At 70.9% G+C, this 26,086-nt stretch carries 22 protein-coding genes; 15 read left to right on the forward strand and 7 right to left on the reverse strand.

Features of this window, described 5'->3' with window-relative positions:
* Nucleotides 1-28 precede the first annotated feature (28 nt).
* Both AC3WLB_RS20270 and AC3WLB_RS20275 read right to left on the reverse strand, forming a co-directional pair.
* On the reverse strand, nt 29-1,039 hold the full coding sequence (locus tag AC3WLB_RS20270; RefSeq protein ID WP_492509105.1) for a LacI family DNA-binding transcriptional regulator: 1,011 nt from the start codon (nt 1,037-1,039) through the stop codon (nt 29-31).
* Nucleotides 1,040-1,048: 9 nt separating this feature from the next.
* Nucleotides 1,049-3,352 (reverse strand): beta-glucosidase family protein, encoded by a 2,304-nt coding sequence (locus AC3WLB_RS20275; RefSeq protein WP_492509107.1) that lies wholly within the window; start codon nt 3,350-3,352, stop codon nt 1,049-1,051.
* 162 nt (nt 3,353-3,514) lie between these two features.
* On the opposite strand from AC3WLB_RS20275, the gene AC3WLB_RS20280 reads away from it, so the two are divergent.
* The 3 genes from AC3WLB_RS20280 (at nt 3,515) to AC3WLB_RS20290 (ending at nt 6,663) form a co-directional block, all read left to right on the forward strand.
* The gene (locus tag AC3WLB_RS20280) at nt 3,515-4,822 is read left to right on the forward strand and encodes an ABC transporter substrate-binding protein (RefSeq protein WP_492509109.1); all 1,308 of its coding nucleotides are present in this window, start codon (nt 3,515-3,517) and stop codon (nt 4,820-4,822) included.
* A 108-nt stretch (nt 4,823-4,930) separates the two neighbouring features.
* The gene (locus AC3WLB_RS20285) at nt 4,931-5,812 is read left to right on the forward strand and encodes a carbohydrate ABC transporter permease (protein ID WP_022898139.1); all 882 of its coding nucleotides are present in this window, start codon (nt 4,931-4,933) and stop codon (nt 5,810-5,812) included.
* A gap of 11 nt (nt 5,813-5,823) precedes the next feature.
* Entirely contained in the window at nt 5,824-6,663 is an 840-nt protein-coding gene (locus tag AC3WLB_RS20290; protein WP_022898140.1) for a carbohydrate ABC transporter permease, read from the forward strand.
* A gap of 27 nt (nt 6,664-6,690) precedes the next feature.
* Here the strand turns inward: AC3WLB_RS20290 and AC3WLB_RS20295 are convergent, their stop codons facing one another.
* Complete coding sequence (locus AC3WLB_RS20295) at nt 6,691-7,521, reverse strand: NAD-dependent epimerase/dehydratase family protein (RefSeq protein ID WP_492509112.1); 831 nt, start codon at nt 7,519-7,521, stop codon at nt 6,691-6,693.
* 185 nt (nt 7,522-7,706) lie between these two features.
* Here AC3WLB_RS20295 and AC3WLB_RS20300 point away from each other — a divergent pair, with 185 nt between their 5' ends.
* Genes AC3WLB_RS20300 through AC3WLB_RS20355 form a run of 12 tightly spaced genes read left to right on the forward strand, consistent with a single transcriptional unit; the run spans nt 7,707 to nt 21,543 of the window.
* Nucleotides 7,707-10,328, forward strand: coding sequence for a family 78 glycoside hydrolase catalytic domain (locus AC3WLB_RS20300; RefSeq protein ID WP_492509114.1), 2,622 nt, complete (start codon nt 7,707-7,709; stop codon nt 10,326-10,328).
* Entirely contained in the window at nt 10,325-10,999 is a 675-nt protein-coding gene (locus tag AC3WLB_RS20305; protein WP_492509116.1) for an aspartate/glutamate racemase family protein, read from the forward strand. Before AC3WLB_RS20300 ends, AC3WLB_RS20305 begins: the two co-directional genes overlap by 4 nt.
* Nucleotides 10,996-12,993 carry a glycoside hydrolase family 127 protein gene (locus tag AC3WLB_RS20310; protein WP_492509118.1) on the forward strand — a complete coding sequence of 666 codons (1,998 nt, stop codon included), beginning with the start codon at nt 10,996-10,998 and terminating at the stop codon, nt 12,991-12,993. The genes AC3WLB_RS20305 and AC3WLB_RS20310 overlap by 4 nt, the downstream gene beginning before the upstream one ends.
* Nucleotides 12,994-12,997: 4 nt before the next feature.
* Nucleotides 12,998-14,254 (forward strand): RuBisCO large subunit C-terminal-like domain-containing protein, encoded by a 1,257-nt coding sequence (locus AC3WLB_RS20315; RefSeq protein WP_492509120.1) that lies wholly within the window; start codon nt 12,998-13,000, stop codon nt 14,252-14,254.
* Nucleotides 14,247-15,638, forward strand: a complete 1,392-nt coding sequence (locus AC3WLB_RS20320) for a four-carbon acid sugar kinase family protein (RefSeq protein ID WP_492509122.1) — start codon at nt 14,247-14,249, stop codon at nt 15,636-15,638. Before AC3WLB_RS20315 ends, AC3WLB_RS20320 begins: the two co-directional genes overlap by 8 nt.
* A 57-nt stretch (nt 15,639-15,695) precedes the next feature.
* Complete coding sequence (locus tag AC3WLB_RS20325; protein WP_492509124.1) at nt 15,696-16,394, forward strand: TetR/AcrR family transcriptional regulator; 699 nt, start codon at nt 15,696-15,698, stop codon at nt 16,392-16,394.
* Complete coding sequence (locus AC3WLB_RS20330; protein WP_492509126.1) at nt 16,391-17,086, forward strand: hypothetical protein; 696 nt, start codon at nt 16,391-16,393, stop codon at nt 17,084-17,086. The genes AC3WLB_RS20325 and AC3WLB_RS20330 overlap by 4 nt, the downstream gene beginning before the upstream one ends.
* Nucleotides 17,083-18,978: a YhgE/Pip family protein gene (locus tag AC3WLB_RS20335; RefSeq protein ID WP_492509128.1), complete on the forward strand. Its 1,896-nt coding sequence runs from the start codon at nt 17,083-17,085 to the stop codon at nt 18,976-18,978. The genes AC3WLB_RS20330 and AC3WLB_RS20335 overlap by 4 nt, the downstream gene beginning before the upstream one ends.
* Before the next feature lie 8 nt (nt 18,979-18,986).
* The gene (locus AC3WLB_RS20340) at nt 18,987-19,610 is read left to right on the forward strand and encodes a hypothetical protein (RefSeq protein WP_492509130.1); all 624 of its coding nucleotides are present in this window, start codon (nt 18,987-18,989) and stop codon (nt 19,608-19,610) included.
* Nucleotides 19,611-19,644: 34 nt separating this feature from the next.
* Complete coding sequence (locus AC3WLB_RS20345; RefSeq protein WP_022898585.1) at nt 19,645-19,998, forward strand: TA system antitoxin ParD family protein; 354 nt, start codon at nt 19,645-19,647, stop codon at nt 19,996-19,998.
* Nucleotides 19,995-20,576: an AAA family ATPase gene (locus AC3WLB_RS20350; RefSeq protein WP_022898586.1), complete on the forward strand. Its 582-nt coding sequence runs from the start codon at nt 19,995-19,997 to the stop codon at nt 20,574-20,576. Before AC3WLB_RS20345 ends, AC3WLB_RS20350 begins: the two co-directional genes overlap by 4 nt.
* Nucleotides 20,577-20,604: 28 nt before the next feature.
* Nucleotides 20,605-21,543 (forward strand): DUF5996 family protein, encoded by a 939-nt coding sequence (locus tag AC3WLB_RS20355; protein ID WP_492509132.1) that lies wholly within the window; start codon nt 20,605-20,607, stop codon nt 21,541-21,543.
* Here the strand turns inward: AC3WLB_RS20355 and AC3WLB_RS20360 are convergent.
* The 4 genes from AC3WLB_RS20360 to AC3WLB_RS20375 all read right to left on the reverse strand — a co-directional run bounded on the left by AC3WLB_RS20360 (nt 21,515) and on the right by AC3WLB_RS20375 (nt 26,075).
* On the reverse strand, nt 21,515-22,831 hold the full coding sequence (locus tag AC3WLB_RS20360) for a cell wall-binding repeat-containing protein (RefSeq protein ID WP_492509134.1): 1,317 nt from the start codon (nt 22,829-22,831) through the stop codon (nt 21,515-21,517). The genes AC3WLB_RS20355 and AC3WLB_RS20360 overlap by 29 nt on opposite strands.
* 66 nt (nt 22,832-22,897) lie before the next feature.
* Entirely contained in the window at nt 22,898-24,442 is a 1,545-nt protein-coding gene (locus AC3WLB_RS20365; RefSeq protein ID WP_492509136.1) for a molybdopterin-dependent oxidoreductase, read from the reverse strand.
* A gap of 66 nt (nt 24,443-24,508) precedes the next feature.
* Nucleotides 24,509-25,273, reverse strand: a complete 765-nt coding sequence (locus tag AC3WLB_RS20370; RefSeq protein WP_492509138.1) for a FadR/GntR family transcriptional regulator — start codon at nt 25,271-25,273, stop codon at nt 24,509-24,511.
* 10 nt (nt 25,274-25,283) lie between these two features.
* Nucleotides 25,284-26,075 carry a 3-oxoacyl-ACP reductase gene (locus AC3WLB_RS20375; RefSeq protein ID WP_492509140.1) on the reverse strand — a complete coding sequence of 264 codons (792 nt, stop codon included), beginning with the start codon at nt 26,073-26,075 and terminating at the stop codon, nt 25,284-25,286.
* Nucleotides 26,076-26,086: the final 11 nt, after the last annotated feature.

A 26,086-nucleotide genomic window follows, 5' to 3' on the forward strand; every position in this document is an offset into this window, starting at 1 on the left:
ATCCAGGCGTCATGTCGAACCGGGCCGGTCAGGCGCGGCCGACGGTGCTCGCGCGCACCACCAGCTCCGGGGCGAAGACGCGGTGCGGCTCGGGGATGGGACGGCCCGCCATCACCTCCGTGAGCAGGTCGACCACCGCCACCCCGTAGCCCTCGTGGCGGCCCTGCACGGTGGTGAGCGGGATGAGCGACGACGCCGCGAACTCGATGTCGTCGTAGCCGACCACCGCGACGTCGTCCGGCACACGCAGACCCGCGGCGATCAGCTCGTTCATGATGCCGAGCGCGAGCAGGTCGTTCACCGCGAACACGGCCTCGGGCCGCATGTCGGCGGGCCGGCCCACCAGGGCACGCCCGACCTCGCGGCCGCCGGCCAGTGTGCGGTCGGCCTGCGCGATCACCTCGAGGCTCGCCACCCCGGAGGTCTCCACCGCCGCACTCGCCCCCGCGAGCCGGTCGGCGACCTGCGGGATGCCGAGCGGCCCACCCACGAACGCGATCCGCCGGCGCCCGATCGAGAGGAGGTGCTGCACCGCCTGCCGCCCGCCGTCGACGTCGTCGAGCGAGACCGAGACCTGCTCCGGCGAGCGCGCCGCCTGGCCCACGAGCACCGAGGGCGTGCCGCGCTGGCGCACCCCGGCGAGCCGCTCCTCGATCGCCTGGTGCGACGACACGATCAGCCCGCGCACGCGGTACTCCTCGAACATCTGCAGGTAGTGGTCTTCGCGTTCCCGATCGCGGTGCGAGTTCGCCAGGAACACGCTCACCCCGAGGTCGGAGGCACGCCGCTCGATGCTCTCGGCGATCTCCGCGAAATACGGGTTGCTCACATCCGGTGCCAGATAGCCGACGACCGTGCTGACTCCGAGCCGCAGCTGCCGGCCCGCGATCGACGGCACGAAGCCGAGCGTCTCGATGGCCGAACGGATGCGGCGGGCCTTCTCGTCCGAGACCCGGTCGGGGTGGTTGAGGTAGTGCGACACCGTGCCGACGGCCACGCCCGCGAGCGCCGCGACATCGCGGATGCCCACTCTCGCCATCACCATCCCCTAACCGCCCGGAGTCGGGCTTGTGGAGACTGTACCGGATCGCGTCCAGACCGGAGGGTCGGCCAGCCTCGGCACCGCACGCACGGCTCCGACGAGCTCGACGGCCACGCGTGAACCCTCGTCGGCGGCGTCGGCCGCGAGAATCAACTCGACCCGGCCGGACTCCAGGATGCGCGTGCCGTCACGACCGGCGAACGCGAACGCGCCCACCGGGATCGTCACGCGCCAGCCCTGTTCCTCGCCCGCCGCGAGCGGCACCCGCAGGAACGCCACGAGCCGGCGCTCGGGCACCGCGACCTGCGCCACCGGATCGTGGAGGTAGACCTGCAGAACGTCGGCCCCGGCGACCGCGCCCGTGTTGCGCACCGTCGTCTCGAGCACGACGACGGCGCCGGCATCCTGACCATCCGCGAGCGACACCGACGGAGTGACCGTGCGCACTGCGGTCCGCTCGAACGTCGTGTACGACAGCCCGAAGCCGAACGGATGCGACGGAGTCGGGTCGGCGCTCGACATGGCCGTGCGCGCCCCCAGCCGGGGCGCCAGGTACCCCGAGGGTTGCGGCGACGCCTCACCCGGCAGCCCCACCGGGAGCCGGCCCGACGGGTTCACGCGCCCCGTCAGCACCTCGGCGACCGCCCGGCCGCCCTCCTGCCCCGGCAAGAACGCCTGCACCACCGCGGCACACCGCCCCGCGAAGGCACCGAGCTCGTACGGCCGCCCGCTCAGCGCCACCAGCACCGTCGGCGTGCCCGACGCCAGCACCGCCGCGACCAGCTCCGCCTGCACCCCCGGGAGACGCAGATCGGTGACGTCGCAGCCCTCGCCCGAGGTGCCCTGGCCGAACATGCCCGAGGCGTCGCCCACCACCACGACCGCGACCTCGGCCTCGCTCGCGGCCTGCACCGCCGCCGGGATGCCGGTGCGGTCGTCGCCGGTCACCGCGCATCCGGTGGTCACCGTCACGGCGGCGTCGGGCAGCAGCTCGGCGAGCGAGGCTGCCACGGTGGGCGCTGCGATGCCGGGCTCGACCGACGGATGCCGCGGCAGCACGTGGTTCACGAAGGAGTAGCAGCCGAACACGGCACCGAACCGGTCGGCGTTCGGCCCGATCAGGGCGACCCGCGCGGTCGTCGCCGCCAGGGGCAGCACGCCGTCGTTGCGCAGCAGCACCACCGATCGGCGCGCCACCTCCAGCGCCATCGCGCGGTTCTCGGCACTGTCGAGATCGACGTATTCCGCATCCGGCATGCCTCCGCCGGCGAGGAGGCCGAGCGCCCCCTTCTGGCGCAGCACCCGCTCCAGCGCGCGGTCGACGAGGTCGTCGGAGACGGCGCCGGACGCCACGGCACCGGCGAGCGGCTCGAGGTAGGCCGAGCCGGTCGGCAGCTCGACATCGATTCCGGCCGTGAGGGCCTGGGTGGCGGCATCCGCGGCATCCGTCGCGACCGCGTGCATCGTCTCGAGGAACGCGATGGCGAAGTAGTCGGCCACCACGGTGCCGTCGAAGCCCCAGCGGTCGCGGAGGATACCGGTGAGCAGCTCGACCGATGCTGCCGGCGGCACCCCGTCGACGTCGGCATAGGAGTTCATCACCGACCGGGCCCCGGCCTGGATCGCCCGCTCGAACGGCGGCAGGAAGACGTCTTCGAGTTCGCGCCGGCCGACCGCGACCGGGCCGTGATTGCGGCCGGCGCGGGAGGCCGAGTACGCCACGAAGTGCTTCAGCGTCGCGACGACGCCCGCCCCCTCGATGCCACGGACATACGCGGCACCCACCTCGCCCACGAGGTGCGGGTCTTCGGCGATGCACTCCTCGACCCTGCCCCAGCGGAGGTCCCGCACCACATCGAGCACCGGCGCGAGGCCTTGGTGCACGCCGAGCGTGCGGAGGTCGGCGCCGATGCGCGACGCCATCCGTTCGATCGACGCCGGGTCGAAGGTCGCACCCCAGGCGAGCGGCGACGGGTAGGCGGTCGCTCCCCAGGCCATGACCCCGGTGAGGCACTCCTCGTGCACGAGGGCCGGGATGCCCGCGGTGCTCTCCTCGACCAACCAGCGCTGCCGCTCGCGCAGCAGGGCCTGCCCGTCGGCCGCCGAGATGGGCGTCGTGCCGTAGTGCCTGGTGAGCTGGCCGAGGCCGTCGCGGGCGAATTCGCTGAGGTGCTCGGTGTCGCGCAGGAGCTGATCCTGCATGGGCGCCGCGTTGCCGTCGCGGCGCGCACCCGCCCACAAACCGACCAGCTGAGCGCGCCGCTGGGCCGGTGTCAGACGGCGCTGCACGTCTTGTGACGTTTCAACCACGGGCGGACTCCTTCGTGCCGGCGACAGTCGTTGCACAGACCCCTTCGCGCCGCCCTGTGCAGATAACGGTTGAGAATCAGACGCTTGACATGTCGACGGAGCCACCCTAGCATCCCAGATTGAAACGTCTCAAACAGATTGAGCACCGTTCAAGGAGGAATCGTGTCCACAGCAACATCGCGCCGCGGCCGCAAGGCCCTGATCGGCGTCGCCCTGATCGGCGCCGGCGCACTCGCGCTCGCCGGCTGCTCCGGCGGAGGCGGCGGAACATCCGCACCGTCGTCGTTCGAGTTCTTGAAGAACTCGGAGAACACCACCACCGAGCCCGTCCTCAACGCCCTCGCCGACGGCGAGTGCAAGGCCGAGAACGACAAGCTGCCGCTCGAGATCAGCTCGCAGCCGCAGGCCGACCTCGACTCGCAGGTGCAGTTGCTCGCCAGCCAGGGCGGCCTGCCGCCCATGTTCTCGGCCGGCGGCAACCCGGCCGAGGGCGCGAAGCTCGCCGACGCCGGCGTGCTCGTCGACTTCGACAAGGCCCTCACCGACCTCGGTGTGCGCGACAAGATCGCCCCCGGAGCCGTGTCGACCATCGAGAAGCTCTACGGCGGCGGCTTCGACTTCCTGCCGTTCCAGTACAACATCGAGGGCATCTGGTACAACACCAAGATCTTCGAGGAGCAGGGCTGGGAAGTCCCCACCACCTGGGACGAGATGATGGCGATCGCCGACAAGGCCAAGGCCGCCGGCATGACCCCGTTCTCCGCCTCCGGTGAGCAGGGCTGGCCGATCACGCGCCTCATCTCCACCTACCTCTTCCGCGAGCTCGGCCCCGACGCCATGCAGAAGATCGCCGACGGCGACGCGAAGCTCACCGACCCCGAGTACGTCGCGGCCGCTCAGGCCATCGCCGACATGGGCGCCAAGGGCTACTTCGGCGACAACGTCGCGTCGCTCGACATCGACGGCTCGTACAACCTGTTCCTCACCGGCAAGTCGCCGATGATCTACATGGGCAGCTGGATTCTCGGCAACATCAACGGCGACGGCAACGAGGTGGGCGCGGAGAACATGAGCTTCTTCCCGTTCCCCGCCGTCGAGGGCGGCGCCGGTTCGATCGACCAGTACCCGTCGAACGTCGGCCTCCCGGCCACCTTCAGCAAGGCCGCCTACTCCGACGACGTCGCGTCGTGGCTCGGCTGCATCGCCACGAACTACGGCACCGAGGCCCTGAAGCAGGGACAGATCACCGGCTTCGTGGCCGATTCCTCCGCCTCGGCCGACCTGCCCGCGATCTCGCAGAAGGTCTCCGAGACGATCAACGAATCGACCGACAGCGTACTGTGGTTCGAGGCTCTGTTCCCGGCCAAGGCCAGCCAGATCTCGTCGACGAGCGCGGCTCTCCTCGTGACCGGGCAGATGTCGCCCGAGGAGTTCATGTCCACCGTCCAGGACGCGATCGACAACCCGTAACACCCCGGTGCCTCCGGTGCGGCGACCACCGTGCCGGAGGCACCCTCTTTTCACCCGCGCTGCGCGCGTGAAAGCGCCCCCGCCCGCATCCGACCCGAAAGGCCGTCGATGAAGTCCGTTCTCGGTGACCGCAAGGCGATCATCCTTCTGCTGACGCCCGCCCTGCTCGTCTACACCCTGATCATGCTCGTGCCGGTGCTGTGGTCGCTCGGTCTGACCTTCTTCGAAGGCAGTCCGCTCGGGGGGTTCACGTTCGCGGGCTTCGACAACTTCACGCGGCTGTTCACCGACTCGGCCGTCTGGGATGCGCTGTGGTTCACCATCCGCTACGCCATCCTCGTCACCCTGTTCCAGGTGGTGCTGGGCTACGGCCTCGCACTCCTCTACAACTTCGTGCTGCGCAAGTCGTCGGTGCTCGTGCGCACGCTCGTCTTCTTCCCGGTGGTGCTGCCCACGGTCGCCGTGTCGCTGCTCTACCAGAAGCTCTTCCAGTCGGCCCCCGAAGACGGCCTGATCAACGAGCTGCTCGTCAACGTCGGGCTCGGCTCGGTCGACTGGCTGGGCGCCGGCACCACCGCCTTCGTCGTCATCGTGATCATGGATGTCTGGCGTTCGATCGGCTTCTACGGCATCCTCATCTTCTCCGGCCTCCTCGACATCCCGGACGAGATCATCGAGTCGTCGCGGCTGGACGGCGCGAGCGGGTTCAAGCTGTTCCGGCACATCGTGCTGCCGATGTCGCTGCCCATCCTCTTCGCCTCGTTCATCTTCAGCATCAACGGCACCATCAAGGTCTTCGACTCGGTCTTCGCCTTGACCGGCGGCGGCCCCGGTAGCTCGACCACGCCGCTGACGCTGTACATGTACCGCACGGCCTTCCAGTACAGCGACTACGGCTACGGCTCGACGATCGCGCTGCTCCTGACGATGATCTGCCTCGTCGTGACCCTGTTCATCTTCCGCTCGTCGCGCCGCGACATCACCTCCTGAGAGGCGCCGCCATGTCCCGTACCGTTCGCGGCCTGCGCCGCATACCAGCGCTCCTGACCATCGCGTTCCTCATCCTCATCACCGCGTATCCGCTGTTCTGGATGTTCATCAACTCGCTGAAGACCAACAGCGACTTCTTGAACAACCCCTCCTACGCCCTGCCCGAGGTGTGGACCTGGGAGAACTACGTCACCGGCTGGGAGACCGCGAACCTCTCGACCACGATCGTCAACTCGGTCATCGTGACCTTCCCCGCCCTCATCCTGCTGGTGCTGCTCGGCACCGCGGCCGGTTACGCGCTCGAGGTGCTCGTGTTCAAGGGCCGCGGCACGATCCTGCTGCTGTTCCTGGCCGGCATCATGATCCCCGGCCAGATGATCGTGCTGCCGCTGTTCACGGCGTCGTTCAACATCGGCATCACCGGGTCGCTGCTGCCGCTGATCCTCATCTACACGGCGACCGGGCTGCCCCTCACCGTGTTCATGATGGCCACCTATTTCCGCGCCATCCCGCGCGAGATCTTCGAGGCCTCCACGATCGACGGCGCCTCGATGATCCGGGCCTTCTTCTCGATCGGCCTCCCGATGATGCGCAACGCGGTGCTCACGGTGGCGATCGTGCAGTTCTTCCAGATCTGGAACGACCTGCTCTTCGCCCTCATCTTCGCCGGCCAGCGCAAGCTCAACACCATCCAGGTGGGGCTTCTGAACTTCTCCGGTGAGTACGGCTCGATCAACTACGGACCGCTGTTCGCAGCGATCTGCATCACCGTCGGCGGCATCCTGGTGCTCTACCTGGTGCTCAACCAGCAGATCATCAAGGGACTGGCCGCGGGGGCGGTCAAGGGCTGAGCGATGCGCCGAGCCCCGACCACCCCGTCAGCGCCAGTCGTGCTGCGCGGTGAAGCCCAAGCGCGACCGGATCTTGCGCGTCGACATGAGCGACTCGAACTCGCCCAGGTCGTCGGCCACCGGCACGCCGGGGAACCAGCGTTCCGCCGTCTCACGGCTCGGCGCCGCGGTGCCCGAGGTGGGCGCGGCGACGTTGTAGACCTCGAAACCCGGCTGCGCGGCGTCGAGCGCCAGGGCCACCGCGGTGCCGCCGTCGCGCGCGTCGATCCAGGAGCCGAGCAGGTCGCGGCGGTAGTCGGCTTCGCCGGCGCGCTCGAAGGTGCCGTACTCCCCCTCGGCCACGACGTTCGTGAAACGCAGCGCCGTGATCGAGAGGTCGTCGTGCCAGCCCACCAGCTGGCGCGCCATCTGCTCCTCGAGCACTTTGCCGAGCCCGTAGGTGTTGAAGGCCGCGGTGTACTCCTCGTCGACCGGCAGGCTCGGCGGGGCGACCTCGTAGGGAAAACCCATCGCCGTGATGCTCGAGGCGGTGACGATGGTGCGGATGCCCGCCCGCACGGCCCCGAAGACCGCGTGGAACGAGACCGCCATGTTGTTGTCGAAGGTGGCCGCATCGGGCACCAGTCCGTTCACCGGGATCGCCGCGAGATGCACCAGCGCGTCGAGCCCGTCGTGCCGCGCGGTGACGCCGAGCATGGCGTCGAGCGCCTGCCCGTAGTCGGTGAGGTCGACGCGCGTGAAGCCTTCGCCCGCGGGGCCGGCCAGGTCGAAACCGATGACCTCGTGGCCGTCGGCGCGCAGCCGCGCCGTGGTGGCTCTGCCGAGCTTTCCTTCGCTTCCGGTCACACCGATGATCATGGGTTCCCTCTCCGATCGTCGGGCGGCCGCACGTTGCCGGTCGGCTGCCAGTCTGCCACCGCTGCCGACGACGCTCAGCGCGCATCCGTGCGGTATCTTTTGAAACGTCACAATCTTATCGCCGTTCGCCGAATCAGAGAGAGCGATTTGCACTCTGAAACGTTTCGAGTAATCAGGAGTGTCCGATGACGGCCACCGTTTCCGCCGCCACCTTCGAGCATCACCGCGACGCCTTCGGCGTGGGCGAGAGCCGGCCACGCCTGTCCTGGCGGGTCGCGAGCGCGCCCGCCGGCTGGGTGCAGACGGCGTACCGGGTCGAGATCGAGCGCGGGGGCGAGACCCGCGTCGTCGAGGTCGAGTCGGCCGAGCAGATCCTGGTGGGATGGCCGGATGCGCCCCTCGCCTCCCGCGAGAGCGCCCGGGTGCGGGTGAGCGTCGCCGGCGAGGACGGCTCGTGGAGCGCCCCCGGCGAGTGGTCTCGAGTCGAAGCGGGCCTCCTGGAGCCCGGCGACTGGGTCGCAGGGCCGGTCGGCGCCATCTGGAACGAGAACCCGATGACCGACACCCGCCGGCCCTCCCTCGTGCGCCGTGAGTTCATCGTGCGCCCGGGCCTCGTGAGCGCGCGGCTCTACGCCACCGCCCACGGCGTGTACCAGGCGGAGGTCAACGGCTCCCGGGTCGGCGACGATCTGCTCTCGCCGGGCTGGACCGTCTACGGCGAACGCCTGCGCTACTACACCTACGACGTGACGCCCCAGCTCGTCGAAGGCGAGAACGCGATCGGCGCCTGGCTCGGCGACGGCTGGTACCGCGGCCGGCTCGGCTGGCGCGGCGGCTTCCGCAACGTGTACGGCGACGACCTCTCCTTCCTCGGTCAGCTCGAACTGCACTACGCCGACGGCAGCCGCGACGTGGTGGCGACCGACACCACCTGGCGCGCCGCCCCGAGCCCGATCATCGCCTCGGGCATCTACGACGGCGAGCACTACGACGCCCGCGAGGAGCTGCCCGGCTGGTCCCGCCCCGGCTACGACGCGACCTCGTGGACCCGCGTGCAGCTGCGCCGCCGCGATCCGGCCACGCTCGTCGCGCCGACGGCCCCGCCGGTGCGCGTCACCGAAGAGCTCGCCCCGGTCGCGGTTCTCACCACGCCGACCGGCCGTCGCATCCTCGACTTCGGGCAGAACCTCGTAGGCGTCGTGCGCCTGCGCGCGACCGCGCCAGCCGGCACGACCGTCACCCTGCGCACCGCCGAGGTGCTGCAGGGCGGCGAGCTCTACACCAGGCCGCTCCGCGACGCCCGCTCAACCGACAGCTACACCTTCGCGGGCCGGCCCGAGGGCGAGGCGTGGGAGCCACGCTTCACCTTCCACGGCTTCCGCTACGCCGAGGTCGACGGCTGGCCGGGCGATCTCGACACGGATGTCGCGAACGGGGCCCTGGTGGCCCGCATCCTGCACACCGACCTCGAGCGCACGGGCTGGTTCTCCTCGTCGGAGCAGGAGCTCGACCGGCTGCACGAGAACGTGGTGTGGGGGATGCGCGGCAACTTCGTCGACCTGCCCACCGACTGCCCGCAGCGCGACGAGCGCCTGGGCTGGACGGGTGACATCCAGGCATTCGCGCCCACCGCATCCTTCCTCTTCGATGTCTCGGGCATGCTGAGCGGCTGGCTGCGCGACCTCGAGGCCGAGCAGCTGCCCGACGGCACCGTGCCGTGGTACGTGCCCGTCATCCCGGCTGACACGATGTGGACCCCGCAGCGCCCCGGCGCCGGCTGGGGCGACGCGGCCACCATCGTGCCGTGGACGCTCTACGAACGCTTCGGCGACACGGGCGTGCTGCGCGCCCAGTTCGACAGCGCCCGGCGCTGGGTCGACCTGGTGGCCGACATCGCCGGCCCGACCCGGCTCTGGGACACCGGCTACCAGCTCGGCGACTGGCTCGACCCCGATGCGCCGCCGCAGGATCCGGCCGACGCGAAGACCGACCGCTACCTCGTGGCGAGCGCGTACTTCGCCTACTCCGCGCGCCTGGTGGCGCAGATGGCCGAGGTGCTCGGCGACTCCACCGCTGCCTCGAAGTACTCCGCCCTCGCCGCCGAGGCCCGCGAGGCGTTCGTGGGCCGCTACGTGGACGCCGACGGGCGGATGACGTCGGATGCGCAGACCGCGTACGCCCTGGCCTTGCGGTTCGAGCTGCTGCCGGCCGAACTCCGCGCACCCGCCGCCGCTCGACTGGCCGAACTGGTGCACGCATCCGGAAACCGCATCGCGACCGGATTCGCCGGCACGCCGCTGGTGACCGACGCGCTGAGCGCCGAGGGTCAGCTCGACGCGGCCTACGACCTGCTGCTCGAGCGGGAGTGCCCGTCGTGGCTCTACCAGGTGTCGATGGGCGCCACCACGATCTGGGAGCGCTGGGACTCGATGCTGCCCGACGGCACCGTGAACCCGGGCTCGATGACCTCGTTCAACCACTACGCGCTCGGCGCGGTGGCCGATTGGCTGCACCGGGTCGTCGCCGGTATCTCACCGGCCTCGCCGGGGTACCGGGCGATCCGGTTCGCACCGCGGCCGGGAGGCGGGCTGACCTCGGCGTCGGCGCAGCACCGCACACCGTACGGGCTCGCGGCGATCGCGTGGCGCATCGAGGACGGCACACTGAAGGTGCAGGTGGAGGTGCCGGTGGGCGCGACCGCGGTGATCGATCTCGAGGGGCGGGAACCGGAGCCGGTGGGCCATGGCGTGCACGAGCGCGAGGTGGCCCTCACGCCCGGTGAGGCCGCGACGGTGGGTGCCGCATGACCCGGGTCGCACTGCTTCACACCGGCGCCGTGGTGATCGGACCGATCGCCGACCGCGCCCGGGCGACGATCGCGGACGCGACGATCGTGAACTACCTCGACGACCGGATCGTGGCCGACCTCGGTGACGAGTCGCGGGCGGCATCCGTTCCCGAACGGCTGATCGACCTGGCCAGCGCGGCACGCGCCGCAGGCGCCGACGTCGTGATGTTCACCTGCTCCTCCATCTCGCACCTGGCGGCGCCGACTGCGGAGGCCGTGGGCATCCCGGTGCTGCGGATCGACGAGGCGATGGCCGACGAGGCGGTGCGGATCGGCCCGCGGATCGCGGTGCTCGCCACCCTGCCGACCACCCTGACGCCGACGGTCGGGCTGCTGCGCGAGCGGGCCGCCCTCGCCGGCGCAACGCCCGCGATCGCCGAGGAGGTGATCGAGGGCGCATTCGCCGCGGTCTCCTCGGGCGACCGCGCAACCCACGACCGGCTCGTCGCCGCCGCGATCGAGCGGCACGCGCCGAACGCCGACGTCGTCGTGCTGGCGCAGGCCTCGATGGCCTCGGCCGCCGAGGCCGCGGAGACCGAGGTGCCGGTGCTCACGAGCGTGGCGCCGGGGATCGACCGGTTGCGCGACATCCTGGAAGCACGCTCGCACGAGGAGGACAGCATCCGATGACGACCACGACCCCGACGACCACCGCGGCGCCCCTGCGCCCGCTCACCGCCGCCGACGCCCGCTGGACGAGCGGCTTCTGGGGCGACGTGCTGCGCCGCACCCACGAGCGCACCGTGCCGTCGATGTGGGAGATGCTGCGCGACCCCGCCGTGAGCCCCGGCCTGACGAACTTCCGCATCGCCGCCGGCCTCGAGGAGGGCGAGCACGTCGGCCCGCCGTTCATGGACGGCGACTTCTACAAGTGGCTCGAGGCCGCCATCGCGCAGTTGGAGTCCACCGGCGAACCCTGGCTCGCCGAGCTCGTCGAGGAGCTCGCGCAGCTGATCGCGTCGGTGCAGCGCGAGGACGGCTACCTGCACACCCCCACCCTCATCGCCACACGCAACGAGGTCGACGTCACTGCCCTGGCCGACCGCTTCCACTTCGAGACCTACAACCTCGGCCACCTCATCACCGCCGGCGTGCGCCACTACGAGGTGACCGGCAGCACGACCCTGCTCGACGTGGCCCGCAAGGCGGCCGGCTTCCTCGAAGACCTCGCCACGAACAAGCCCGTCGAGCTCGCCCGCAGCGCCATCTGCCCCTCGCACTACATGGCCGTGGTGGAGCTCTACCGCGCCACCGGCGATTCGCGGTGGTTGCGCCTGGCGGAAGCCTTCGTGCGGGTGCGCGACGAGTTCGAGGGCGGCGACGACAACCAGGATCGCGTGCCCGTGCGCGAGCAGACCACCGTCGCCGGCCACGCCGTGCGCGCCAACTACCTCTATGCCGGGCTCGCCGACCTCGTCGCGGAGACGGGCGACGACGAGCTCCACGGCGTGCTCGACGGCCTCTGGCAGGACGTCGTCGACACCAAGCTCGCCGTCACCGGCGGCGCGGGGGCGCTCTACGACGGCGCCTCGCCCGATGCGTCGCCCTGGCAGGAGCAGATCAGCCGGGTGCACCAGGCCTACGGCCGCGCCTACCAGCTGCCGCACACCACGGCGCACAACGAGTCGTGCGCGAACATCGGCCTGATCCTCTGGAGCGAGCGGATGCTCGCCCTCACCCCCGACGCCCGCTACGCCGACGTCATCGAGCAGGTCGCGCTGAACAGCCTGCTCGCCGGCATCAGCCTGGCCGGCACCGAGTACTTCTACACCAACCCGCTCCGCCAGGTGCGGGACCTGCCCTACCCGCTCCGCCGCGCGGGCGACACCGGCCTCGACCCGGTACCGGCGCCGCCGCCTTCCGACGAGCGGTTGCGCGAGAGCTACCTCAGCTGCTTCTGCTGCCCGCCGAACACGGCGCGCACGCTGGCGCGGTTCGGGGAGCGGGCCGCATCCGTCTCCGCTGCCGGGCTGTACGTGCACCAGTACGGCGGCAGCTCGGTCGGCACAGCCCTCGGCTCGGGCGACGGGGAGCGCTCGCTCCGCCTCCGCGAGGAGAGCGACTACCCGTGGCACGGCACCATCCGCTTCGTCGTCACCGAGGCGGAAGGCGGCGGGCTGCCCCTTCACCTCCGGGTGCCCGGCTGGGTTCAGGATGCGACGGTCGCGGTGAACGACTCTGTTGCTGAACCCGTCGCATCCGGTTCGTACCTGCTGCTCGACCGCTCCTGGTCGGTGGGCGACGTCGTGACGCTGGAGCTGCCGATGCCGGTGCGCGTGCTGCGCGGACACCGGCTCGCCGAGGAGCTCGCGAACCAGGTGGCGGTGCAGCGCGGGCCGCTGGTCTATGCCGTCGAGACCGCCGACCTGCCCGCGGGCGTCGGGGTGGAGCGGGTTGCGCTGCGGCGCGGAGCTCCGCTCACGCCCGTGGAGACCGAGATCGCCGGGCAGCGCGTCGTGGCGCTGGAGACCGCGCTCGCGCTCCTACCCGCGACCTCCGAATCGCTCTATGACGAGCTCGGCGACGAGTCGCTGACCGAGGTGACCGCGCGGCTCGTGCCGTACTTCGCCTGGGGCAACCGCGGCGCCGGCGAGATGTCGGTGTGGCTGCCGGTGGTGTGGTGATCCGATGAGCGCCGAGCACGTCATCGCGACTTACCACATCGAGACCTCGCTGCCGCTGGAACGGGCGGCGGAGGTGCTGGCCGGCGAGCAGTCCACCGGCACTTTCGTGCGGGTGGCGCGGGAGTCCGACGGGCTGCGGGCGCGGTTCGCGGCGCAGATCGAGTCGCTCGAGGAGCTTCCGCTGACGGGGGCTTCGCCGCTGCCCGGCACTGTCGGGGACCCGGCGGCTCGGCGGCGAGCGCTGCTGCGCATCCGGTTCCCGCTCGACAACTTCGGGCCGTCACTGCCGAACCTGCTGGCGGCGGTGGCGGGCAACCTGTTCGAGATCAAGGAGCTCGGGGCGATCAAGCTGCTCGATCTCGATCTGCCGCCGGCGTTCGCTTCGCGGTACCCGGGGCCGGCGTTCGGGGTCGCGGGCACGCGGGAACTGATGGGGCGGCCGACGGGTGCCATGATCGGCACGATCGTGAAGCCGAGCATCGGACTGTCGCCCGGGGAGCTCGCCGCGGTCGTGTCGGAGCTGGTGGCAGCCGGCGTCGACTTCATCAAGGACGACGAATTGCAGGGCAACGGGCCGTCGGCACCGCTGGCCGAGCGGGTGCGCGCGGTGATGCCGGTGCTCGAGCGGCACGCCGACCGCACCGGTGTGAAGCCGATGTACGCGTTCAACATCACCGACGACATCGGGCGCCTGGAGGCCAACCACGATCTGGTGGCGGCTGCCGGGGGCACCTGCGTGATGGCGTGCGTGAATCTCGTGGGGCTGGCGGGGCTGGAGTATCTGCGGTCGCGGTCGTCGCTGCCCATCCACGGGCACCGCACGATGTTCGGGGCGATCAGCCGGTCGGAGCAGGTGGGCATCGCGTTCGGGGCGTGGCAGAAGATGGCGCGGCTCTCGGGAGCCGATCACCTGCACACGAACGGCATCAGCAACAAGTTCTACGAGTCGGATGCCGAGGTGCTCGCCGCGATCGCGGCGGTGCGCACGCCGCTGCTCGGGCTCACGCCCACCGTTCCGGTGCTCTCGTCAGGGCAGTGGGGCGGGCTCGCGCACGCGACGTTTGCGGCGGTGGGCACGACGGATCTGCTGGTGCTGGCCGGTGGGGGCATCCACGGGCATCCGGATGGCGCGGCCGCCGGCGTGACGAGCATGCGCGAGGCCTGGGCATCGGCCGAAGCAGGGGAGAGTGTGGCGTCTGCACTGGCGGCGTCGCCTGCGCTGCAGCGGGCGACCGAGGTGTTCGGCCCGGTCCGTGCCTGAGGGTGCCGCGCCGGCCGGCGCCCGCCCGCGGTTCGCGTTCTACGGTGACGACTTCACCGGGAGTGTGGATGCGCTGCTGCAGTTCGCTCGAGGCGGCTGGGCCGGGCGGCTGCTGGTCGGTGTGCCGTCGCCGGAGGGGCTGGCACGGCTTGCGCGGCTCGGCGATCCTCGCGTCGACGTGATCGGCATCGCCGGCATCGCGCGCTCCCTCCCGACCGCGGAGCTCGACGCCGAGGTGCGGCCGGCGCTCACGGCGCTCGTCGCGAGCGGAGCACGGGTGGTGCAGTACAAGGCGTGTTCCACGGCGGATTCGTCGCCCACGGTCGGCAGTCTCGGGCGGGTGCTCGAGATCGGGCGCGAGGTGATGGGCACGGCCACGGTGCCGATGCTCTTCGCCCAGCCCGACTTCGGGCGCTACACGGTGTTCGGCCACCACTTCGCAGCGGAGGGCGGGACGGTGCACCGCCTCGACCGGCAGCCGACGATGTCGCAGCACCCCTCCACACCCATGACGGAGTCCGACCTGGCCCGCCACCTCGCGGCGCAGACCTCCCTCCCCCTCGGCGCCCTCCACTACCCCGCGTACGCCGGATCTCCCGCCGACGCGAACGGAGCCGACGCGCTGGCGTCAGCGATCGCATCCGCCCCCTTCGCGGCGGTCGTGCTCGACGCCGCCGACCAGGCGCACGTCGATCTCGTGGGTCAGGCCGTGCTTACGCTCACCACCGCTCGCGCCGCAGTCGCACAAACGAGCGACTCCGCGGGCGGCGAGCAGCACTTTGCACTACCCGGCGGCGGGGCGGTGTTCGCGATCGGGGCCGGCGGGCTGAGCTACGGGCTCGCACGCGCCGAGCCGGGCAGCGCGGGGCCGCTGCCACGGGCGACGCCTGCGCGCGGCGCGGTGCTCGCGGTCTCGGGGAGTCGCTCGGCGCGCACGCGAGCGCAGGCGGATGCCGCTGCCGCCGCCGGGTGGACGGTCCTCCCGCTCCCACTCGCCCCGTCGCCCGAGTTCATCGCCGAGGTCGCCGCCACCCTGCGCGCCGGCACGAGCGTCGCGCTCACCTCCGACGACGCCGACCTCACCCCGGCAGCCGGCCGCCCGGTGCTCGTGGCGATCGCGGAGGCGGCGGCATCCGTCGTCGAAGGTGCTGCCCGGGCCGGCGCCGTGGGCCGCGTGATCGTCTGCGGCGGTGACACCTCGAGTCGCGTCACTCGCCTGCTCGGCGTCGAGTCGCTCTCGATCGCGGCGAACCCCGAGGGCAACATCGTGCTCTGCACCGCCCACGCCCCCGACCCCGCGATCGACGGCCTCGAGCTCCTGCTCAAGGGCGGCCAGGTCGGCGACGACGCCCTCTTCGACCGCATCCGCTTGCTCGGCGCCTGACCGTTCCCCCTTCCCACCTAACTTGCACAGCGGTGTGCAAGTTAGTACAGTGAGGGCATGCCTCCTGCCACCACCCCTGCGCGCGCGCCCCGACGGGACGCCGAGCTGAACCGGGAGGCCATCGTGGTGGCCGCCGCCGCCGTGTTCCGGCGCGACCCCGAGGCGTCGCTCGACGCCGTGGCGTCGGCGGCCGGGCTCTCGCGACGCGCGCTCTACGGGCACTTCGCCTCGCGCGACGAACTGCTCGCCGAACTGCTCACGCGGGGCGGGGCCCGCATCTCGGCGGCGTTGGTGGGGGTGCAGGACGCCGATCCGCGCATCCACCTCGCCCTCATCGGCGCCGCGATGTGGGCCGAGGTGCAACAGGTGCGCGTGCTCGCACAGCTCGCCGTGCACGGACCGCTGGAGCGGACGGTGGCGGATGCGCTCGGCCCCGTGCGGGCATCCGTTCGCCAGGCGACACGGGGTGGGGTCGAGGCGGGATGGTTCCGTGGCGACGTGCCGCTCGAGAGCCTGGCACGACTCATCGAAGACGCCGCGATCGCGGTGCTCGACGAGGCGGTGCGCACAGATCTGGGCGAGATCGAGGGGCGGCGGCTCGTCATGACGGTCGGGCTGTCGGTCGCCGGGCTCTCGTGGCGGGAGGCCACGGCGTTGGTGGACGCCATGCCGCAGCTCGCCTCGACGGCGCCACCCGAACCCGCGGCCGCCCCACCGTTCGAACCCACTGCCGAAACCCGAGGAAACCGCTCATGAGGATCGTCGTCGACGCCGTCTCGAAAGGGCACGACGGCATCCCGCTGCCCGCGACCTCGCTCGAGTTCGAGACCGGGCGCGTCACCGTGGCCGTCGCCGAGACCGGCGACCAGCCGACCGTGCTCTCGCTCATCGCGAGCGGGCGCATGGTGCCCGAAACCGGTTCGGTCACCATCGACGAGGTGGCGGATGCGGGGCTCATCCGGGAGCGGATCGCCCTGGTCGACGCCCCCGAGGTGAGCGACCCCGCCGCCGATCTGCTGCTGCGCTCGGTGGTGAAGGAGGAGCTGATGTACGCGGGGCGGTCGACGTCGCGCGACACGGTCGCCGACGTCATCGAACAGGCCGGCGGGGCACGGTACGCAGCCGTGCGGATGGGCGACGTGCCCGCCGCCGTGCGCGTGCGGGTGCTGGCCGAGCTGGCGGCATTCCGGCGCGGGGTGCAGGGGCTCGTCATCACGAGTCCCGACCGGCACGGCGGCGACCCGCGGGAGTGGCTCGCCGTGGCGAGCGACCTCGCGGCGCGCGACTTCGCCGTGCTCGTCGTCTGCGGCGAGCCCTCGGCCGAGATCGTGGCGCCGCTGCTCGCGGCGGCCGACGCCGACGCCGAGCGTGCTGCAACCGGCGAACCCGGGCCGGCGCCCGCATCCGTCTCCCCCACACCCGAACCCGGATCGGAGTTCTCCGCGTGAAGATCGTGCACCTCGTCGCTTCCGAATTGAAGCGGCTCACCGCGTCGTCCATGGCGCGGCTCGCGCTGGTGGCGCTCATGCTCGTGCCCGTGCTGTACGCGGGACTCTACCTGTGGGCCAACAACGACCCCTACGGCAACCTCAAAGACGTGCCGGTCGCGCTCGTGGTCGAGGACACCGGCGCCACCCTCGACGGTCAGGCCGTCAACTACGGTGACGAGGTGCGCGATCAGCTGCTGAAGGATGCGTCGGTCGGCTGGCACGTCACCTCCGCCACCGAGGCGGAGCAGGGCGTGCGAGACGGCGAGTTCGACTTCATCCTCACCCTCGGCCCGGACTTCTCGAACGCGCTCACCTCGGCGAGCGGCGACGCGCCGGAGCAGGCGGTGGTGAAGCTCACCACCAACGACACGAACAGCTTCCTCGCCACCACGATCGCCGGGCAGGTCGCCGAGAAGGTGCGCGCCAGCATCACTGAGCGGGTAGGTAAGCAGGCGGCGCTCACGCTACTCAACGGATTCGCCACCGTGCGCACCAACCTCGGCCAGGCCGTCGACGGCGCCACGCAGCTCGCCGACGGCAGCGGCACGGCGGCGGCGGGCGCGCTGGCGCTCGCTCAGGGCTCCGGATCGGCCAACATCGGCGCGCTCCAGCTGAGCAGCGGCTTGAACGAATTGCAGTCCCGCACCGCCGACCTCCCGGCCCAGGCCGCCGCCCTCAACGACGGCGCCCAGCAGGTGGCGGCGGGTAACGCCGAACTGGCGGGCAAGTCGAGCGAGGTCGCGTCTGCCGTTCAGGACGCGGTGAACCAGGTTCCTGCGGCGCGCGCCGACATCGTGGCGCTACTCGATCAGACCGATCTCACGCCCGAGCAGAAGGCAGCGATCCTGGCGCAACTCGACCAGGTCGGTACCGCGATCAACGACGGCAACACCCAGGTTCAGGATGCGAACACGAAGATCAACGCGCTCGCGGCCGGAAGTGCCGAACTCGCGGCCGGCACCCAACAACTCGCCGACAACACCCCCGCGCTCGCGGGCGGCATTGCCGACGCGGCGGCGGGAGCATCCACTCTCTCCAGCGGCATCACGCAGCTCGCGCAGGGGTCGCTCGATCTCTCGAACGGGCTGAACGCGCTCGACAGCGGGGCCGGCACGCTCCGTGACGGTCTCGAGTCGGGCCTCGCGGATGTGCCGAACCAGACCCCGGAACAGCGCGAGACCGCCGCCCAGACCATCGCCGACCCGGTCGCGCTCGACACCAGCGCCGTCACGAAGGCGAGCAACTACGGTGCCGGCATGGCCCCCTTCTTCATCAGTCTCGCCGCCTGGATCGGCATCTATGCGCTGTTCCTCATCGTGAAGCCGCTCTCGCGGCGCGCGGTGACGGCGCTCAAGAAGCCGTTCACCGTGGCGACGGCGGGCTGGCTCACGCCGGCGATCCTCGGGGCGTTGCAGATGACCGCCGTGTTCGGCATCATCACGCTCGCGCTCGGCTATCAGGTGGAACACGGCTGGGGGATGTTCGGCTTCATGGTGCTGACGTCGGCGACGTTCGCGACGATCATCCTGGCGCTGAACATCCTGCTCGGCAGTGTCGGGCAGTTCCTGGGGCTGGTGCTGATGGTGCTGCAACTCGTGACCGCGGGCGGCACCTTCCCGTGGCAGACACTGCCCGGGCCGCTGCAGGTGCTGCACAACATCCTGCCCATGAGTCACGCGGTGGACGGCATCCGGCAGCTCATGTACGGCGGCAACCTCACCCTCGCCGCAGGCGACGCCGGCGCGCTCCTGTGCTGGCTGCTGGGCGCGCTGCTCGTCTCCTTCCTCGTCGCGAGACGGATGACCCGCCACCGCACCCTGCGCGACCTCCGCCCCTCCCTCATCGGCTGACCCCGGTCATGACGCGCGAGTACCGGGCGTACCTTTTCGCGATCGGCTGCATCGTCCTGGCCGGTGCCGGCATCACCCTCCTGACTCTCCCCGGCGCGTCGGTGGGCGACACAGTGGGCCGATGGCGCCTGATCCTCGGCTGGTCGATGCTCATCTGGGGAGTCGCCTTCCTCGCGTTCTTCCTGCTCTCCCAGTGGGCGTACGGGTCCATGCGGAGAATCATGAGAGAGCGCCCGCAGGCCGTGGTGGTCCGAAGCGGGGCGTCACCAGCCTTCCGGCGTGCGCTGGACGACAGCAGCGAACTGCGCCGCCATCTCGCCCGCACCCGTCCGCCGTTCATGCAGTTCCTGGTGGTCTTCGACACCCACGGCCTCGACATCCGGCACGGCTCGGGCGCGGCGAGCCTGACCGGCTCGCTTGAACGTACGGCGATCAGACGAGTCTCCCTCGGCAGAACCCTTGACGGCATCTGGCCATTCGCGACAGTGGAGGTCGATGTCGCTCTCGGCGACGGGAACGTCACGGTCCCCTTCGTCGTGCGCGGCCCGACGGGGTTCCTGGGCGCGCGCAAAGCGGAGGTGGCGCGGGTGGTGCGGCGCGTGGACGACCTCTACGCATCGCTGCAGGGTTGAGGTACGGCGCGTAGCGAACTGCTACAGTTGTCCCATGAGAACCATGCCGACCCGTATCGACGGCCAACTCTTCGAAGACGCGAAGACCGAGGGTGAGCTGCAGAGCCGAAGCGCCGCCCAGCAGATCGATCACTGGGCTCGCATCGGGCGTGAGCTGGAGTTGTCGCGCGCAGTGACTCACAGCGCTATCGCCGAAGTACTGGCTGGTCGCGAACGGTACGACACGCTCGACGACCGGGCACAGGCGATCGTGCGGGTCGCGTGGCAGGAGCAGATCTCGGAGCGGATCGCACGTCTCGACTTCGAGGAGCAGCTCGACGCGGCTGGGGCAACCTGGGCTGAGGCCGACGATGACGGCAACGTCATCGTGCGCCACCCGCGCGCGTGAGTTCGCCGGTTCTCCACGTCGTCGCTGGTCCGAACGGCGCGGGAAAATCGACCTTCGTGGCCCACATCCTTCAGCCGGTCACTCATCTGCCCTTCATCAACGCTGACGAGATCGCCGCGGAGCGCTGGCCGGGAGCCGAACCGGCGCACGCGTACGAGGCGTCCGCCGCGGCTGCTGCCGCCCGCGAACATGCACTCGCATCTCAACAATCGTTCATCACCGAAACTGTCTTCAGCCACGAGAGCAAGCGTGATCTCGTACAACAGGCCGGTTCTCTCGGCTATCTCGTGGAGCTGCACGTGGTCATGGTTCCCGAAGATCTGACCGTGTCCCGCGTCGGCTATCGCGTTGCACACGGAGGGCACAGCGTGCCCGAGACGAAGATCCGTGAGAGATACGGTCGACTCTGGAACCTCATCGCCGAGGCGCGTGCCTCGGCCAGTACAACGATCTTCTACGACAACACCAGGGCCCGCTCTCCCTTCCGACCAGTCGCCGAGTATCGGCGCGGCCTGCTGGTGGGAGAGGCCGTATGGCCGACCTGGACCCCCGCGGTCCTGCTGGGCAGCGGAACGTAGGGTGGAGGCGGAGAGGAGTCGGGTGGGCATGAGGGACGACGAGGCGCCGGGAGGCGCGACGGACGCCGCGGGGTGGCCCGCCCTGGCGGTGGCGGAGTGGACGGCGACGCGGGAGACGCTGCACATGTGGACGCAGATCGTGGGGAAGATCCGCATGGTGTCGACGCCGCCCGTCAATCACTGGTGGCACGTGACGCTGCAGGTGAGCGCGCGCGGGCTCAGCACCGGGGCCGTGCCGAGTGAGCGCGGGGTGTTCGACATCGAGTTCGACCTGGTGGCGCACCGGCTCGTCATCCGCACCAGCGAGGGCGGCGAAGAGAGCTTCGCGCTGCCCGGGCTGTCCGTCGCCGACTTCTACGCCGCGGTGTTCGACGCACTCGGCCGGCTCGGCATACGCGCCACCATCAACGAACGGCCGAACGAGGTCGAAGTCGCGATCCCGTTCGCCGAGGACACCGTGCACGCCACCTACGTGCCCGCCCAGGCGACCGCTTTCTGGCGGCAACTCGTGCAGGCGCAGCGGGTGCTGCAGCGGTTCCGGGCAGAGTTCACCGGCAAGGTGAGCCCGGTGCACTTCTTCTGGGGCGCCATGGATCTCGCCGTGACCAGCTTCTCCGGGCGTCACGCACCGGCGCACCCGGGCGGTGCGCCGAACTGCCCCGATTGGGTGATGGCCGAGGGGTATTCGCACGAGCTCTCGAGCGCCGGGTTCTGGCCCGGCGGCGGGGCCGAGGGCGCGTTCTACTCGTACGCCTACCCGGCCCCCAACGGCTACGCGGATGCGCCGGTGCCGGCGGGCGCGTTCTACAGTTCCGAACTGGGCGAGTTTCTGCTGCCCTACGAGACCGTGCGAACCGCCGCCGACCCCGACGCCCTGGGTGCCGAGTTCCTCCGCGCCACCCACCGTGCCGCCGCCACGCTCGGCGCGTGGCCGAGTGCTACCCCAGGTGGCCCTGCAGCGTCGTGAACACGGCGTCGGACACCGTGTTGACGCCGCCGAGAACGACGATGCGGTTCGGCTTCAGGCGGTCGATCTCGGCGAGCACCGACGCGGGCACCGAGTTCTTCGACACGAGCAGCACCGGCCCGTGGCTCGCGATGGCTCCGGCGGCACCCGAGAGGGCGTCGGGGAAGACCTCGCCTGACGCGATGTAGACCGTGTGCGTGTCGGCCGGGAGGAAGACGTCGGCCGACGCCTTCGCTGACACCTCGAAGCGGTCGGCACCCGACACCCGGCTCGTCACCGCGGTGTGCTGCAGAGTGTCGATGACGGAGTCAGCGACGGTGTTGGGGCCACCCAGAACCACGATCTTCCCCGGCTTGAGCCGTGCGAGCTCGGTCGCCACCACAGCCGGGATGGCGTTCTTCTGCACGAGGAGCACCGGCCCACCCCGTTTTCCTGCGGCCGGTGACCCGGAGAGCGCGTCGGAGAAGACCTCACCCGAGGCGATGTAGGCGACCGGGCGGTTCTCGCCGAAGGTGTCGCGCGAGATTGCGGCCGAGACCTCGAAGCGGTCCGCGCCATCAATACGCGAAGTCTCACCCGATTGCGCATAGCGCTTCGCGACGGCCTCAACCCCGGCGCTGACCGAGTTGAGACCGCCAAGAACCACGATCTTCTGAGGCATCAGCCGTAACAGCTCTGCCGCTACGGCCGGGGCGATGGCATCGCGACTCACGAGCAGCACGGGCGCTCCGTTCGCTCCCGCCGCCGCCGAGGCGGAAAGCGCGTCGGGGAAGACCGCGCCCGACGCGAGGTAGGCCACCGCGACCCCCGGCTCGAACTGCCGGGTCGACAGGTTGGCCGAGACCTCGAAGCGGTCGGCCCCGCCGATGCGCTCGATCGAGCTGTGCACGTGCAGCGTCACGGTGGCGTCGGCGCTGACGCAGGGGAGCGTGCGCTCGATCTTGAGGCAGTAGCGGAAGGTGTCGTCGCCCGTGAACCCGTCGTCCGGGCGATAGACGAACGCGCCGTTGTCGCTGAGTGACGTCACCGCGCCGTGCGACGGGTCGACGGACAGGGAGGCGAACGTGGCGGCGTCGAGCTCGACGTCGTTCGCCAGCAGTCCGACGCCGGCGGCGATGTGCACGGTCGTCCCGGCGGCCACACTGTAGTCGTCCGGCACAGCCGTATTGGGCTGGGCGTGTGCGGCGGTGGGGGCCAGGATGACTCCCAGCCCGACGGCGACCGCCGCCGCGACCGCGCTCAGGCGGATGCGGCGACCGGGAGAGAACGACGATGTGTCTGGCTGCATGAGAATTCCCTAAGTTGATTAATTCTCATCAGAATAATCCTCAGCTCTCGTTGCCCGCAAGTGGGGTCAGTTCACCGTCACCCGAACCGCATCCCACCCCGTCGCACCGTCGGGCGCGGGCGGCGCCTGGTCGGCGGTCTGCGTGGCGCCGGTGCGATCGGTGGCCCGCACCGCGATGGTGTGGGAGCCGGGTGTCGCGTTCCACTCGTAGACCCACTGCACCCAGGTGTCGACGCCGGCGGTGTCGGCGAGCCGCGCCTTGGCCCAGTCCCCCTCGTCGACGCGCACCTCCACCTTCTCGATGCCGGTGTGCTGCGCCCACGCCACGCCCGCGATCGGCACGGTGCCGGCGGTCACGGATGCACCGGCCCGGGGCACGTCGATGCGCGACTCGGTCTTGATCGGGCCGAGCGCCGACCAGCCGCGCGGCGTCCAATATCCCTCGGCGTCGGCGAAGCGCGTGACGTTGAGCTCGACCACCCACTTCGTGGCGGAGACGTAGCCGTAGAGGCCGGCCACGACCATCCGCACCGGGAAGCCGTGCTCCACCGGCAGCGGTTCGCCGTTCATCCCCACCGCAAGCAGTGCCACGCGGTCGGGGTCCTGCAGGGCTTCGAGCGGGGTGCCCGCGGTGAAGCCGTCGCTGCTTCTCGAGAGCACCATGTCGGCACCCGCGGTGGGCTTCGCCCGCGCGAGCACTTCACGGATGGGGTAGCCGAGCCACACCGCGTTGCCGATGAGCTCCCCGCCCACCTCGTTCGACACGCAGGCCAGCGTGACGGCGTGCTCCTCGAGCGGCAGGGCGAGCAGCTCGTCCCAGCCGAGCTCGATCTCCTCCTCCACCATTCCGGTGACGCGGATGCGCCAGCTCGCGGCATCGAGCTGCGGCACCTGCAACGCGGTGTCGATGCGGTAGAAGCTGTCGTTCGGGGTGACGTAGGGGCTGAGGCCGTCGAGCCCCAGTTCCGCGCCGGCCGGGATGGCGGGCGCGGGGGTCGCGGCCGGCGGCAACGAGACGGCGGCCCGCGCCGCGCTGACGGCGCTCGCGGTCGCGTTCATCGACCGCGCGATGCCGCCCACCACGATCGCGGCGAGCGCCGCGATCCCGCCGCGCACGAGGAAGGCCCGCCGGTCGACGCCGGTCTGCGCGCGCAGCGGGGTATCGGCGGACTGCGCGGCCTGCCAGGTGCGCAAACGGGTGATGAGCATCCGGAGCACCAGCACGCCCACGATCATGCCGAGCACGGTGGGCACGGCGGCGAAGGGGCCGGCTCCCGCACGCGTGCTGACGGCGAGCACCGCGACGCCCGAGACCACGACGAGCAGGGCGATGCCGAACGGCGACCGCTGGAGTTCGAGCAGGCCCGCCACCCCGGCGAGCACGAGCACGACGATGCCGAGCAGGATGAGCAGGAAGGCTTTGTCACCCGTTCCGAACAGGTGGATGATGAGGTCTTTCACGCCGGGCGGCGCGAGGTCGATGACGAGCGACCCGACGGCGAACAGCGGGCTCGAGTCGGCGCCGACGATCAGGGCGAGCAGCTCGGCCGTGGCCAGCACGGTCGCCGCGGCGACCACCCCCGACAGCGCGGCCCACAGTCTTGTGCGCATGCCTCATCATAGGAACGTCAGGCTGTGCGCGGGCCGTGCGGCTGCGCGGAACCAGCAGTCAGGCAGTCAGACGAGGAACCCGCGCAGCAGCGACTCCGACCCGGCGACGTGGTCGGCCATCGCCTCGGCCGCCGCCTCGGGCTGCCCGTGCAGGATGGCGCCGACGATGCGCTCGTGCTGCTCGTTGGAGTGCTGGATGTTGAACGGCATCAGCGGGATGCGGTCGAGCAGCTCGTTCACCCGGGTGCGCACGTCGGCGACCAGCGGGATGAGGGTGGGCGAGCCCACCAGCTCCGCGATCAGGAGATGCAGGTGGGAGTCGAGCCGGCGGTAGGACGGCTCGGCGGCGTCACGGCAGTCTTCGTAGGCGCGCCAGAGCCGGTCGCGGTCGCTGCGCCCGAGGTCGCCACCGGCCGCCCGGCGGGCCGCGCCGACCTCGAGCACGGCACGCAGCGCGAGCACGTCTTCGATCTCGGCGGGCGCGAGCGCCCGGGGGCCGCCCAGCCCGGTCGCCGACACCGTCACCGGCCCGGCGGGGATGGTGTCGGCCACGAAGGTCCCGCCGTAGCGCCCGCGCCGCGACACCAGGTAGCCCGAGCGCGCCAGCTCGGCGATCGCCTCCCGCAGGGTGTCGCGGCTCACCGCGAGCATGCCGGCGAGCTCGCGCTCGGCCGGCAGCCGCGAGCCCGGCGGCACGATGCCCAGGCGGATCGACTGCAGCAGGCGCTGCACCGTCTCCTCGAACGCGTTGCTCGTGCGCCCCGGGCGGAACAGCAGCTCGGCGCTCAGCACGCCGAGTGGCTCGGCGGGAACCCCGGAGGTGACGGACATGTCGGCCAGCTTAGAGCGGCGTCACGTACGCCGAGCTGATTCCACCGTCAACGAGGAACGTCGACCCCGTGATGAACGACGAGTCGTCGCTGGCGAGGAAGGCGACCGCCGCGGCGAGCTCCCGCGGTTCGGCGAACCGCCCGACCGGGATGTGCACCAGCCGGCGTTGCGCGCGCTCCGGGTCTTTCGCGAACAGCTCCTGCAGCAGCGGCGTGTTCACCGGGCCCGGGCAGAGTGCGTTCACGCGGATGCCCTGCCGCGCGAACTGCACGCCGAGCTCACGGCTCATCGCCAGAACGCCGCCCTTCGACGCCGTGTACGAGATCTGCGAGGTGGCCGAGCCCAGCACCGCCACGAACGAGGCCGTGTTGATGATGGAGCCGCGCTGCTGCGCCACCATGTGCCGGAGCGCCGCGCGCGAGCAGAGGTACACCGACTTCAGGTTGACGTCTTGCACCTTCTCCCAGGCGGGCAGCTCCGTGGTCTCGATCGAGTCGTCGTCGGGCGGGGAGATGCCGGCGTTGTTGAACGCGATGTCGACCGAACCGTACTCCTCGGCAGCGGTGTCGAACAGCGCGTCGACCTGCTCGCGGTCGGTCACGTCGACCGGCACGAACAGCCCGTCGACGGCCGCGGCCGCGCTCTCGCCCGCGGTGCGATCGCGGTCGCCGATCACCACCCGTGCACCTTCGGCGGCGAGCCGGCGCGCGGTGGCCAGGCCGATGCCGCTGCCGCCGCCCGTGATGACGGCGACGCGGCCGGCGAGCCGCCGGGTCAGGTCGATGGGTTCGATGTCGGTCATGGTCCTCCTCG

This window comes from Herbiconiux sp. FW305-C-125, from assembly GCF_058783455.1.

What these genes read in the sequence shown, in the direction of transcription:
- AC3WLB_RS20270 (WP_492509105.1), bottom strand. Translation starts at nt 1,039, where the DNA reads ATGGCGAGAGTGGGCATCCGCGATGTCGCGGCGCTCGCGGGCGTGGCC.
- AC3WLB_RS20285 (WP_022898139.1), top strand. Translation starts at nt 4,931, where the DNA reads ATGAAGTCCGTTCTCGGTGACCGCAAGGCGATCATCCTTCTGCTGACG.
- AC3WLB_RS20290 (WP_022898140.1), top strand. Translation starts at nt 5,824, where the DNA reads ATGTCCCGTACCGTTCGCGGCCTGCGCCGCATACCAGCGCTCCTGACC.
- AC3WLB_RS20295 (WP_492509112.1), bottom strand. Translation starts at nt 7,521, where the DNA reads ATGATCATCGGTGTGACCGGAAGCGAAGGAAAGCTCGGCAGAGCCACC.
- AC3WLB_RS20300 (WP_492509114.1), top strand. Translation starts at nt 7,707, where the DNA reads ATGACGGCCACCGTTTCCGCCGCCACCTTCGAGCATCACCGCGACGCC.
- AC3WLB_RS20305 (WP_492509116.1), top strand. Translation starts at nt 10,325, where the DNA reads ATGACCCGGGTCGCACTGCTTCACACCGGCGCCGTGGTGATCGGACCG.
- AC3WLB_RS20310 (WP_492509118.1), top strand. Translation starts at nt 10,996, where the DNA reads ATGACGACCACGACCCCGACGACCACCGCGGCGCCCCTGCGCCCGCTC.
- AC3WLB_RS20315 (WP_492509120.1), top strand. Translation starts at nt 12,998, where the DNA reads ATGAGCGCCGAGCACGTCATCGCGACTTACCACATCGAGACCTCGCTG.
- AC3WLB_RS20325 (WP_492509124.1), top strand. Translation starts at nt 15,696, where the DNA reads ATGCCTCCTGCCACCACCCCTGCGCGCGCGCCCCGACGGGACGCCGAG.
- AC3WLB_RS20330 (WP_492509126.1), top strand. Translation starts at nt 16,391, where the DNA reads ATGAGGATCGTCGTCGACGCCGTCTCGAAAGGGCACGACGGCATCCCG.
- AC3WLB_RS20340 (WP_492509130.1), top strand. Translation starts at nt 18,987, where the DNA reads ATGACGCGCGAGTACCGGGCGTACCTTTTCGCGATCGGCTGCATCGTC.
- AC3WLB_RS20345 (WP_022898585.1), top strand. Translation starts at nt 19,645, where the DNA reads ATGAGAACCATGCCGACCCGTATCGACGGCCAACTCTTCGAAGACGCG.
- AC3WLB_RS20355 (WP_492509132.1), top strand. Translation starts at nt 20,605, where the DNA reads ATGAGGGACGACGAGGCGCCGGGAGGCGCGACGGACGCCGCGGGGTGG.
- AC3WLB_RS20360 (WP_492509134.1), bottom strand. Translation starts at nt 22,831, where the DNA reads ATGCAGCCAGACACATCGTCGTTCTCTCCCGGTCGCCGCATCCGCCTG.
- AC3WLB_RS20365 (WP_492509136.1), bottom strand. Translation starts at nt 24,442, where the DNA reads ATGCGCACAAGACTGTGGGCCGCGCTGTCGGGGGTGGTCGCCGCGGCG.
- AC3WLB_RS20370 (WP_492509138.1), bottom strand. Translation starts at nt 25,273, where the DNA reads ATGTCCGTCACCTCCGGGGTTCCCGCCGAGCCACTCGGCGTGCTGAGC.
- AC3WLB_RS20375 (WP_492509140.1), bottom strand. Translation starts at nt 26,075, where the DNA reads ATGACCGACATCGAACCCATCGACCTGACCCGGCGGCTCGCCGGCCGC.